This window comes from Sphingomonas sp., assembly GCF_036269755.1.
GTDB lineage: Bacteria > Pseudomonadota > Alphaproteobacteria > Sphingomonadales > Sphingomonadaceae > Sphingomonas.
Genome location: NZ_DATBDV010000004.1, coordinates 96,796 through 105,818, shown reverse-complemented (window position 1 = coordinate 105,818; position 9,023 = coordinate 96,796). Strand labels below are relative to the sequence as shown.

The 9,023-nt window shown below is 64.7% G+C and carries 17 protein-coding genes; 13 read left to right on the top strand and 4 right to left on the bottom strand.

Features of this window, described 5'->3' with window-relative positions; all coding sequences use genetic code 11:
- Positions 1–616: 616 nt before the first annotated feature.
- Together VH326_RS02885 and pspF are read right to left on the bottom strand one after the other, a co-directional pair.
- Positions 617–1,237 carry a superoxide dismutase gene (locus VH326_RS02885; protein ID WP_329630291.1) on the bottom strand — a complete coding sequence of 207 codons (621 nt, stop codon included), beginning with the start codon at positions 1,235–1,237 and terminating at the stop codon, positions 617–619.
- Positions 1,238–1,350: 113 nt separating this feature from the next.
- Entirely contained in the window at positions 1,351–2,364 is a 1,014-nt protein-coding gene (gene pspF / locus VH326_RS02880; RefSeq protein ID WP_329630290.1) for a phage shock protein operon transcriptional activator, read from the bottom strand.
- A gap of 171 nt (positions 2,365–2,535) precedes the next feature.
- On the opposite strand from pspF, the gene VH326_RS02875 reads away from it, so the two are divergent.
- From VH326_RS02875 to VH326_RS02825, 11 genes are all read left to right on the top strand, one after another.
- On the top strand, positions 2,536–2,682 hold the full coding sequence (locus VH326_RS02875; RefSeq protein WP_329630289.1) for a hypothetical protein: 147 nt from the start codon (positions 2,536–2,538) through the stop codon (positions 2,680–2,682).
- Positions 2,683–2,814: 132 nt separating this feature from the next.
- Entirely contained in the window at positions 2,815–3,483 is a 669-nt protein-coding gene (gene pspA, locus VH326_RS02870) for a phage shock protein PspA (RefSeq protein WP_329630288.1), read from the top strand.
- Position 3,484: 1 nt separating this feature from the next.
- Positions 3,485–3,754 carry an envelope stress response membrane protein PspB gene (gene pspB, locus VH326_RS02865; RefSeq protein WP_329630287.1) on the top strand — a complete coding sequence of 90 codons (270 nt, stop codon included), beginning with the start codon at positions 3,485–3,487 and terminating at the stop codon, positions 3,752–3,754.
- 1 nt (position 3,755) lies between these two features.
- Positions 3,756–4,133 carry an envelope stress response membrane protein PspC gene (pspC, locus tag VH326_RS02860; protein WP_329630286.1) on the top strand — a complete coding sequence of 126 codons (378 nt, stop codon included), beginning with the start codon at positions 3,756–3,758 and terminating at the stop codon, positions 4,131–4,133.
- A gap of 31 nt (positions 4,134–4,164) precedes the next feature.
- On the top strand, positions 4,165–4,416 hold the full coding sequence (locus VH326_RS02855) for a hypothetical protein (protein ID WP_329630285.1): 252 nt from the start codon (positions 4,165–4,167) through the stop codon (positions 4,414–4,416).
- A 69-nt stretch (positions 4,417–4,485) separates the two neighbouring features.
- Positions 4,486–4,752, top strand: coding sequence for a hypothetical protein (locus VH326_RS02850; protein WP_329630780.1), 267 nt, complete (start codon positions 4,486–4,488; stop codon positions 4,750–4,752).
- Positions 4,753–4,763: 11 nt separating this feature from the next.
- Complete coding sequence (locus VH326_RS02845) at positions 4,764–5,036, top strand: hypothetical protein (RefSeq protein WP_329630284.1); 273 nt, start codon at positions 4,764–4,766, stop codon at positions 5,034–5,036.
- A gap of 10 nt (positions 5,037–5,046) precedes the next feature.
- Positions 5,047–5,172: a hypothetical protein gene (locus tag VH326_RS02840; protein WP_329630283.1), complete on the top strand. Its 126-nt coding sequence runs from the start codon at positions 5,047–5,049 to the stop codon at positions 5,170–5,172.
- A gap of 28 nt (positions 5,173–5,200) precedes the next feature.
- Positions 5,201–5,467, top strand: a complete 267-nt coding sequence (locus VH326_RS02835) for a hypothetical protein (RefSeq protein WP_329630282.1) — start codon at positions 5,201–5,203, stop codon at positions 5,465–5,467.
- A 33-nt stretch (positions 5,468–5,500) separates the two neighbouring features.
- On the top strand, positions 5,501–5,749 hold the full coding sequence (locus VH326_RS02830) for a hypothetical protein (protein ID WP_329630281.1): 249 nt from the start codon (positions 5,501–5,503) through the stop codon (positions 5,747–5,749).
- Positions 5,750–5,886: 137 nt separating this feature from the next.
- On the top strand, positions 5,887–6,291 hold the full coding sequence (locus VH326_RS02825; RefSeq protein WP_329630280.1) for a SufE family protein: 405 nt from the start codon (positions 5,887–5,889) through the stop codon (positions 6,289–6,291).
- 3 nt (positions 6,292–6,294) lie between these two features.
- On the opposite strand, the gene VH326_RS02820 is transcribed toward VH326_RS02825, so the two are convergent.
- Positions 6,295–6,609: a DUF2218 domain-containing protein gene (locus VH326_RS02820; RefSeq protein WP_329630279.1), complete on the bottom strand. Its 315-nt coding sequence runs from the start codon at positions 6,607–6,609 to the stop codon at positions 6,295–6,297.
- Positions 6,606–7,199, bottom strand: coding sequence for a PadR family transcriptional regulator (locus VH326_RS02815; RefSeq protein WP_414714241.1), 594 nt, complete (start codon positions 7,197–7,199; stop codon positions 6,606–6,608). The genes VH326_RS02820 and VH326_RS02815 overlap by 4 nt, the downstream gene beginning before the upstream one ends.
- A 124-nt stretch (positions 7,200–7,323) precedes the next feature.
- Between VH326_RS02815 and VH326_RS02810 the strand changes: the two genes are divergently transcribed.
- Both VH326_RS02810 and VH326_RS02805 read left to right on the top strand, forming a co-directional pair.
- A complete protein-coding gene (locus tag VH326_RS02810; protein ID WP_329630278.1) occupies positions 7,324–8,640 on the top strand; it encodes a replication-associated recombination protein A in 1,317 nt (438 codons plus the stop codon).
- Positions 8,637–8,984: a hypothetical protein gene (locus VH326_RS02805; RefSeq protein WP_329630277.1), complete on the top strand. Its 348-nt coding sequence runs from the start codon at positions 8,637–8,639 to the stop codon at positions 8,982–8,984. Before VH326_RS02810 ends, VH326_RS02805 begins: the two co-directional genes overlap by 4 nt.
- Positions 8,985–9,023: the final 39 nt, after the last annotated feature.

Below are 9,023 nucleotides of genomic sequence, written 5' to 3'. Positions count from 1 at the left end.
GCGAAGGTCACACCCGGGTCACACTATAGCGATGTCCGGCCGAGCCGTGGAGGTCGCCTGAAAAGTCGCGACGATTGCGTCGATCGCACGGGCGCGTGCGAGGGTGGGATGCCGGCGATGAGGAAGAGCGCGCGGAGAGGCTGACGCACGAAATCCAACATTGCAGGCGTGGCAGTTATTGCTGGCAGGGCCTCGGACGGGGTATCGGCCAGTAATGCGGGAAAGCCGCCCTTCAGCGTGCTGCTACCGCGCCGCCCAGGAACGGCGGCTTCGGATTTGGTGAGCGCACGAGCTCACCCTCTGGCTCATCGCCAGGCCTCTTTCGTGCGTCGCGATTTGCGATCAAGCGCGCGATGAGGCTGGCAAAAGCAATCGGATTTCCCGCTCCTGAGCGATCGTGGCGCACAACGGGCATGTCCTTCATAGGCATAACGGCCCTCCTCAGAACTGACATCCTGCGATCAAGATGAGCCGCTATCGCAATGTCTGCAATAGCGAGGGCAAACCCTCTCCGGAGCGACGCCAAATGGGCGTCAGCGGTTGCGGCGGTCGCTCGCAATTTCCAGCAAAACGCCCCGGGCAACCGCCGCGGCCGTTTCACCGATTGCTCAAAAGCTCACCCCACCGCCGCATCGTACCGCCGCCCGGCCTCTTCCCAGTTCACCACGTCCCACCACGCCTTCAGATACGCCGCGCGGTCGTTCTTGTAGGTGAGGTAGTAAGCGTGCTCCCACACGTCGTTGCCCAGGATCGGCGTGCCCTTGTCGTTGGCATCGTCCATCAGCGGATTGTCCTGGTTGGGGGTCGACACGACCTTGAGCGCGCCCGAGCTGTCGGCGATCACCCATGCCCAGCCCGAGCCGAACTGGCCCGCGCCCTTGGCGTTGAAGTCTTCCTTGAGCTTGTCAAGCCCGCCATAGGCATCGATCGCGTCCTTGAGCTTGCCCGTGGGGCTCCCGCCGCCGCCCCCGTTCTTGGGCGTCATGATCTTCCAGAAAAAATCGTGATTCCAATACCCGCCGCCATTGTTGCGCACGAGCGGCGGCAGGCTCGAGATCATGCCGAGGATATCCTCGATCGACTTGCCCTCGAGCTTGGGATCGGCGGCGACGCCTTCGTTGAGCTTGGCGGTATAGGCGGCGTGGTGCTTATCGTGGTGAAGCGTCATCGTCTCCTTGTTGATGGTCGGCTCCAGCGCGTCATAGCCATAGGGAAGCGGCGGAAGTTCGAAAGCCATCGGAGCGTCTCCATATTCGGGTCTGATCGGGGTTTGCCAAGCAAACGCCGCTACGGCTCAAATGGGTCCGCGATGATCGTTGCGCAAGCGATTCCGTTTAGGTCCGGGCTTTCTTAGCCGGGCAGCAGATCATGCCTGCGCAGCGCATGCCGAAGCTGGTCGTAGCTTAGCCCGAGCGCGTCGGCGGTCTGGCGCTGGTTGAAGCGATTGGCGGCGAGCGCCTTGGTGAGAACGTCGCGTTCGAAGCGGGCGACGCGCGACTTGAAGTCGGCCGGCTCGGTATCGCCCAGCGTCGCGGGGGCCGATGGCACGGGCGCCGGACTCGACGCCGCGGGTGTAACTGCGGCCGCCCCCGGGCGGTGCGGGGACTGGAACGGGTCGAACTCGATCGTCGCGATCGGACCGCTCTGGTGCCAGCGATAGACCGCGCGTTCGACGACGTTGCGCAACTCACGCACATTGCCCGGCCATTGATAGTCGATCAGCGCGTCGATCGCCTCGGGCGAAAAGCCCTCCCAATCGCGCGCCATCTCCGCCGCCATGCGCCGCCCGAAATGGTCGGCGAGCACCGCGACATCGCCGGGCCGCGCGCGCAACGGCGGCAGCGTCACCACCTCGAAGCTTAGCCGGTCGAGCAAGTCGGCGCGGAACTGATGCTTTTCGACCTTGTCGGGCAAATGCTCATTGGTCGCCGCGACGATGCGGACGTCGACTCGGATCGGGTGCGACGATCCGATCCGCGTGACTTCGCCATATTCGACCGCGCGCAACAACCGGTCCTGCGCCGCCATCGACAGCGTGCCGAGCTCGTCGAGAAACAGCGTGCCGCCGTCCGCCTCCTCGAACCGCCCTGCCCGCGCCCGCGTGGCGCCGGTAAACGCGCCCGCCTCATGCCCGAACAATTCGGCCTCGATCAGCGTCTCGGGCAGCGCCGCGCAGTTCATGATGATCAGCGGATTGTCCCAGCGCGGGCTGAGCCGGTGGAGGCGCTCGGCGACCAGTTCCTTGCCGGTCCCGCGCTCGCCGATCACCAGCACCGGGCGGTCGAGCGCGGCGGCGCGGCTGGCCTGTTCCAGCGCGTCGAGAAACGGGCCCGACTGGCCGATGACTTGAGACGTTCGCTCCATGGCCAACACTTGGCGTATTTTACCAACTCTTCGCAAGCAAAAAGCTGGCCGCGCTGCTCGCTTTTCCCCGGAAATGGCGGTTTTCCGCCGTTTTTCACAGTTGGCACGGTTGCTGCAGTCACTTGGGCAACGCCGGAATGACGGCGCGTAGAGACACCAGGGAGTAAGACAATGAACAAGGTTTCGATCGGTCTGGGCCGCACCGTCGTGGTGATCGCCAGCACGTTGGTTTGCGGATCGTCGCTGATGTTTGCGGCGCTCGGCCCCGGGCTGGCGCAAGCGCAGACCCACCAAGTAGCCGCCGCCCCCCGGGCGTAACGGCAACGGGTCCCATCAAAGTCATACTTTGATGGGCACCCCACGCCGGGGCGGGCCTCCCCCTTGCTGCCCGCCCCGGCAATCCAATTCGAGTTTCCCGAGTAAAGCGTAGATTTCCGAGGAGTAACAATGATGGGCATTTTTTCGCGGACCCGCGACATCATCGCCGCCAACTTCACCGACCTTTTGGACAAGGCGGATGACCCGGCGAAGATGATCCGCATGATCATTCTGGAGATGGAAGAGACGCTGGTCGAGGTTCGCGCCTCCGCCGCGCGCACCATCGCCGACCAGAAGGAGATGCGTCGCCACGTCGCCAAGCTCTCCGGCCTCGAGGAAGGCTGGACCGAGAAGGCCGAGCTGGCGCTGTCGAAGGATCGTGAGGACCTCGCCAAGGCCGCGTTGGTCGAGCGCCAGAAGGCGACCGACATGATCGCCGAACTGAGCGCGCAGATCGCGGTGCTCGACGAGGCGCTGCGCGCGTCCGAAGAGGACATCGCCAAGCTGCAGAAGAAGCTCAACGAAGCGCGCAGTCGTCAGACGTCGATCGCGACCCGGTTCGAGAGCGCCAACAACCGCTTCAAGCTGCGCGAGGTCTATTCGGCCAGCCGCACGCAGGACGCCTTCTCGCGCTTCGACATTCTCGAGCGCCACGTCGACCTCGCCGAGGGTCGCGCCGAAGCCGCCGGCCTGGGCGCGTCGCCCAAGAGCCTCGAGGAAGAGATCGCCGAGCTCAAGGCCTCCGAAAAGGTCGATGCCGAACTCGAAGCGCTCAAGGCGCGTATGAAGAAGGGGGCCTGAGATGGATGAGATCCTTGTCCCGGTCTTCGTCGTCGGCATCCTGTTTCTGGGCCTGCCCTGGCTAGTCTTCCACTACGTCACCAAGTGGAAGCAGGCGCCCAAGATCACCAACGAGGACGAGAAGCTGCTCGACGAGCTCTACTCGCTCGCTCGCCGCCTCGAAGACCGCGTATCCACGGTCGAGCGCATCGTCGCTGCCGACCATCCGGATTGGAAGACCAGCATGCCGCTGGCCGCCGACCCGGCCGAAATTCCCACCAGGAGGAACTGAAATGTCCGCCAGCCGCACCAAATTCTACCTCGACAAACAGAACAAGAAGGTTCTCGGGGTTTGCGCGGGTATCGCCGACTATACCGGCTTCGACGTCACCATCGTTCGGGTCGTCACCGTGGTCCTGGCGCTGATCACCTCGGGTTGGGTGATCCCGGCTTACTTCATCACCGCCTGGGTCGCCCCGTGCAAGCCGTTCGGGCTGTACGAAGACGCCGAGGACGCGAAGTTCTGGCAGGGCGTGCGCACCAATACCTCGCGCTCGACCGCCGAGGTCCGCTCCAAGTTCCGCGATCTCGACCGGCGCCTGGCCGACATCGAGACGCTCTACACCAGCCGCAACAGCCGGCTGGCCGACGAAATCGACAGCCTGCGCTGAGCGCGGCCGACCACCAAAAGGGAAAGTGACGATGGATCCGACACCTTACTTCATCATGGGCAGCTTGTTCGGCATCACCGCGACGCTGGCCATCCAGTGGTTCGCCAACCGCAAGGCCACCAAGGCCGTCCGCATCGCGCAAAGCGCGCTCGCCGCGCCGACCGCCGAAACGCTGCTGCAACAGCGCGAACGGGCGGAGATGGCCCGGCGCTTGGCCGCGCTTGAAGAGATCGTGACCGACCAGCCCAAACGGCTGGCCTTTGAAATCGACAGCCTGCGCTGAGCGGCTGGAACGGGGAGATTGAACGTGGACAAGGGACAGATCTTCGTTCTGGCGATCATCGCCATCACGATGATGGGCGGCATCCTGAAGATGTCGATCCGCGCCAAGCATGGGCTTCCGCTGGAAGACCGCCACAGTCGGCGCAACCGTCACCGCGGCGATGCCGAGACCGACCTGGAGGCGCAGCGCAAGATCGACCTGCTGTCGACCGAGAACGAGCGCCTGACCGGGCAGATCGGCCGGCTCGAGGAACGCCTCCGGGTGCTCGAGCGCATCGCCACCGACCCCGCCGAGCGCGTCGCTCGCGAGATCGACGAACTGCGCAGCCAAGACTGAGGACAAAAGCCATGATCAGCCCATTGCTCATCCCGATTCTCGGAATTTCCTGCGGCATGGTCGCGATCGTCGGCGGGGTCTTCGTCAAGCCCTGGTTCGCCTATCGCCACCGCCAGCTCGACCTCAAAGCCAATCTGGTCGCCGAAAAGGCGGCGCAATACGCCGCCCAGACCGAACGGCTCGAACAGCGCATGCGCGTGCTCGAACGCATCATCACCGACCGCGGCATCGACGTCGCGGATGAAATCGAAAAGCTGCGCGACACACCCGCGCCGCTCAACTGAGGAAGCCACAATGGTTCTGCTTATCATCACCGTCATCGTCGGCATCCCGACCGGCATCGCGGTCTGGCTGACCGAACGGGTCGATCGCCCCCGCCGCCGCGCCATGCGCGAGGCGCAGGTCCAGCCCGCCGAATAACTTGCATCGCCGCTCAGGAGCTACGCACATGAACCCCTTCGAAATGGTGATCGGCATCGTTCTCATCGTGACGATCGGCGGCATCATCCGCGCCAGGATGGGCGTCGGCCGCGACAAGATGGGCAACGAATTCAGCCTGCGCGACAACGCGACCACGGCGGAGAACCAGAAGCTTCGCGAGGACATTCGCGGGCTCAAGGAGCGCATCGCCGTGCTCGAGCGCGTGATCACCGACACCAACAGCAGCACCCAACTCGACCGCGAGATCGAGAAGCTGCGCAACCAGGACCGCTGACGCGGTCCTCCCTCACCCATGGAGACGTCTGTCATGACCGACCCCAACCTCTACCTCACCATGGCGGGCGCGAGCCTCGCCGGCCTCGGCATGGTCTGCGTGGCCGGCCTGGCCGGCTGGCGCGGCTGGCTCACGCTCAAGGAACGCGAGCTGACCGCGTTCGGCGACCACCCGCATGCCGACGGCCCGAGCCTGCCCAATGCCAGCGCGCGGATCGAGATCGCCGACCTCAAGGAACGCATCCGCAAGCTTGAGGCGATCGCATCGGGCGTGGACCTTTGAGGTTTGCGCCCACCGCCCTGAGCTCGCCTCAGCGCCCCGACCCACGGAGGCCGTCGCAGCCGCGGCGCGGGATTTGGACGCTGAAACGAGTTCAGGACGCGGTTGGATTGACGGCACGGGCCGCTATAGCGCGCTCGATGCCGACACTTTCCGATCTTCAGGAAGAATATGGGTTCCTCGATGCAGACGATCGCTACCGGCTGCTGATCGATCTCGGCCGCGAGCTGGACGAGATGCCTGAGCCGCTCAAGACCGACGCCACGCTGGTCCGCGGCTGTTCGGCGTCGGTGTGGGTCTATCCGACCGTTCGCGAGGACGGCTCGCTCCATTTCCTCGCCGACAGCAACGCCGCGATCACCAAGGGCATCATCGCGCTGGTGCTCCTGACGGTGCAGGATCGTTCGCCCGCCGAGATCCTCGCGACCGACATCGAAGCCGCGCTGGCGCCGTTCGACCTGAAGAACCAGCTCAGTTCGAACCGGACTCAAGGCATCCCCAACATGATCTCGCTGATCCGCGCGACCGCGGAACGGTACGCTTGAGCGCTAGCCCCAGTCGAAGCTTAGCGGCGCTTCGCGAAATGCGAAGCGATCGAGGTGGCGGGCGACGGCGCCCTTCAGCCCCTCCAGCTGATCTTCGTTGCTTGCGTCGATCCTGACCGCGAGCGTGTCGGCCGACGCGTCGAACGTCACCAGCGCGTCGCCCGGCCAGTCGGCCCCGCGCGCGTCCCTGGGGAACACGACGGTGCCGTGATCTGTGGTGAATTCGACCACCAGATTGTGCTGCCAATGCTTGCACAATTGCTGGAGATACCGGCTGGCGTGCGCGGTCGGGACGCGCGCGGTGGCAGAGGCCTTCATCGCGGTGAGAGCCTTTCGATCTTCTGCGCGGTCTCGTCGATCAGCGCGACGACCCGGTGGAGCATATCGGCGTCAACGTCGCCTTCCCGCAGTCGGTTCATCAGCACCTCGCGCAAATTGCCCATCGCGCGACGGATCGAGCTCGAATCGGTCTTTTGGCGATCTTCGCCCAACGCCGTCAGCCGCGCGATCAGCGTCGCGACCAGTTCGGCATTGGCATCGAGCTCGGCGGTGCCGGCCTCGGTGACGGCGAACAGTTTCTTGGCGCCTTCGCTCTGCCGCGCCTCGATCAAGCCCATGTCGTCAAGCAGCGTGATGGTCGGATAGACCACCCCCGGGCTCGGCGCATAGGCGCCGCCGGTCATCGCCTCGATCTGGCGGATCAGGTCGTAGCCGTGGCGCGGCTCGTCGGCGATCAGCTTGAGCAGGACGAGGCGAAGTTCGCCGCCGTCGAACATCCGGCGGCGGCGGCCCTCGCCACGCGAATCGCGCCCGCCCCAATGACGCGCATGACGACCCCAACCGCGGTGCATGCCGTGGTGCATCCCCGAATGGCAGCCGTGACCGCTTTTCTCAAAATATACGAACATCTCTGGATTCCTCAGTGGTAGCAGATATCTCTAAGATATATCTTAAATCGATGGCGTCAAGATATATCTTTAGCGTCGTGCCGGTCCGCTGGGATTTCTTCGGCGGAACGCCTATCTTCCTCCCATGGCCGACCTCTTCGCCGGTTTCGAACCCGAAGCCGCTCCCGACACGATCCATGAGAATGCCCCGCTCGCCGACAAATTGCGGCCGCGGCGGCTGGAGGAGGTCGTCGGGCAGGAGCATCTGACCGGACCAGAGGGCGCGATCGGGCGGATGGTCGCCGCGGGGCGGTTGTCGTCGATGATCCTGTGGGGACCGCCCGGCACCGGCAAGACGACGATCGCGCGGCTGCTTGCGGACGCCGTCGATCTACGCTTCGTCGCGATCAGCGCGGTGTTCTCGGGCGTCGCCGACCTCAAGAAAGCGTTCGCCGAAGCGCGTGAGCATGCCCGCATGGGCAAGCGCACCTTGTTGTTCGTCGACGAGATCCACCGCTTCAACCGCGCGCAGCAGGATGGCTTCCTGCCCTATGTTGAGGACGGCACGGTGACGTTGGTCGGCGCGACCACCGAAAACCCGAGTTTCGAATTGAACGCGGCGTTGCTCAGCCGCGCGCAGGTGCTGATCCTCCACCGGCTCGACCATAAGGCTTTGTGCAGTCTGCTCGACCGGGCCGAGGCGTTGGAGGGGCGCCCCCTCCCCGTCACTCCCGAAGCCCGCGACGCGCTGGTGGCGAGCGCCGATGGCGACGGGCGGTTCCTGCTCAACCAGGCGGAGACGCTGTTTTCGGTGAGTTTCGACGCGCCGCTCGATCCGGCGGCGCTTGGAGACTTCCTGCAGCGCCGCGTCGCGGTCTACGACAAGGATCGCGAGGGGCATTACAACCTCATCTCGGCACTGCATAAGTCGATCCGCGGGAGCGACCCGCAAGCGGCGCTCTATTATCTCGCGCGGATGCTCACCGCCGGCGAGGAGCCGCTCTATCTGCTGCGCCGGCTGACCCGCGCCGCGGCCGAGGATATCGGGCTCGCCGACCCCAACGCGCTGGTGCAATGCATCGCCGCCAAGGACACTTACGATTTCCTGGGATCGCCCGAAGGCGAACTCGCGATCGCGCAGGCGTGCCTCTATCTCGCGACCGCCCCCAAATCGAACGCCGCTTATGTCGCGCAAAAGGCGGCATGGAAATCAGCCAGGGAAACCGGCTCGCTGATGCCGCCGCAGAACATCCTCAACGCGCCGACCAAGCTGATGAAGCAAATCGGCTACGGCAAGGGTTATGCCTACGATCACGACAGCGACGAAGGCTTTTCAGGCGCGAACTATTGGCCCGAGGAGATGACGCCGCAAACTTTCTACGCGCCGACCGACCGCGGGATGGAAAAGCGCATCGCCGAACGGATGGCCTACTGGGCCGAACTGCGCGAGCGGCGCGGATGATTGACAGCTGGGATGCCGCGGTCGCTTACGCGCTGATCCTCCCCGGCACCGAGCGCGCGACGAGCTATGGCAAGCCATCGGTCAGGATGGCGGCGAACGGCCGCTCGTTCGTGTTCCCAAGCCATGAGGCGGACACTTCCTTCGGGATTGCGCTCGATCTCGACACGATCGAGATGCTCAAAGAAACCGATCCTGAAACGTTTTGGCAGACGCCGCACTATGTCGGGTGGGAGGGCGTCCTGGTCCGCTATGCGAGCGCCGATCCGGAACGCGTGAAGGCGATGATCGACCAGTCGCGCGACTGGGTGGCGGCGAAGAAACCGGTCAGGCCGCGCAAGAAATGACCCCTGTCTTCTTCGTCGTCCCAGCGCAGGCCGGAACCG

Excerpts from the sequence above, each read along its gene's own strand:
- VH326_RS02885 (WP_329630291.1), bottom strand. The coding sequence starts at position 1,237 with ATGGCTTTCGAACTTCCGCCGCTTCCCTATGGCTATGACGCGCTGGAG.
- pspF (WP_329630290.1), bottom strand. The coding sequence starts at position 2,364 with ATGGAGCGAACGTCTCAAGTCATCGGCCAGTCGGGCCCGTTTCTCGAC.
- VH326_RS02875 (WP_329630289.1), top strand. The coding sequence starts at position 2,536 with ATGAACAAGGTTTCGATCGGTCTGGGCCGCACCGTCGTGGTGATCGCC.
- pspA (WP_329630288.1), top strand. The coding sequence starts at position 2,815 with ATGGGCATTTTTTCGCGGACCCGCGACATCATCGCCGCCAACTTCACC.
- pspB (WP_329630287.1), top strand. The coding sequence starts at position 3,485 with ATGGATGAGATCCTTGTCCCGGTCTTCGTCGTCGGCATCCTGTTTCTG.
- pspC (WP_329630286.1), top strand. The coding sequence starts at position 3,756 with ATGTCCGCCAGCCGCACCAAATTCTACCTCGACAAACAGAACAAGAAG.
- VH326_RS02855 (WP_329630285.1), top strand. The coding sequence starts at position 4,165 with ATGGATCCGACACCTTACTTCATCATGGGCAGCTTGTTCGGCATCACC.
- VH326_RS02850 (WP_329630780.1), top strand. The coding sequence starts at position 4,486 with ATGATGGGCGGCATCCTGAAGATGTCGATCCGCGCCAAGCATGGGCTT.
- VH326_RS02845 (WP_329630284.1), top strand. The coding sequence starts at position 4,764 with ATGATCAGCCCATTGCTCATCCCGATTCTCGGAATTTCCTGCGGCATG.
- VH326_RS02840 (WP_329630283.1), top strand. The coding sequence starts at position 5,047 with ATGGTTCTGCTTATCATCACCGTCATCGTCGGCATCCCGACCGGCATC.
- VH326_RS02835 (WP_329630282.1), top strand. The coding sequence starts at position 5,201 with ATGAACCCCTTCGAAATGGTGATCGGCATCGTTCTCATCGTGACGATC.
- VH326_RS02830 (WP_329630281.1), top strand. The coding sequence starts at position 5,501 with ATGACCGACCCCAACCTCTACCTCACCATGGCGGGCGCGAGCCTCGCC.
- VH326_RS02825 (WP_329630280.1), top strand. The coding sequence starts at position 5,887 with ATGCCGACACTTTCCGATCTTCAGGAAGAATATGGGTTCCTCGATGCA.
- VH326_RS02820 (WP_329630279.1), bottom strand. The coding sequence starts at position 6,609 with ATGAAGGCCTCTGCCACCGCGCGCGTCCCGACCGCGCACGCCAGCCGG.
- VH326_RS02815 (WP_414714241.1), bottom strand. The coding sequence starts at position 7,199 with ATGTTCGTATATTTTGAGAAAAGCGGTCACGGCTGCCATTCGGGGATG.
- VH326_RS02810 (WP_329630278.1), top strand. The coding sequence starts at position 7,324 with ATGGCCGACCTCTTCGCCGGTTTCGAACCCGAAGCCGCTCCCGACACG.
- VH326_RS02805 (WP_329630277.1), top strand. The coding sequence starts at position 8,637 with ATGATTGACAGCTGGGATGCCGCGGTCGCTTACGCGCTGATCCTCCCC.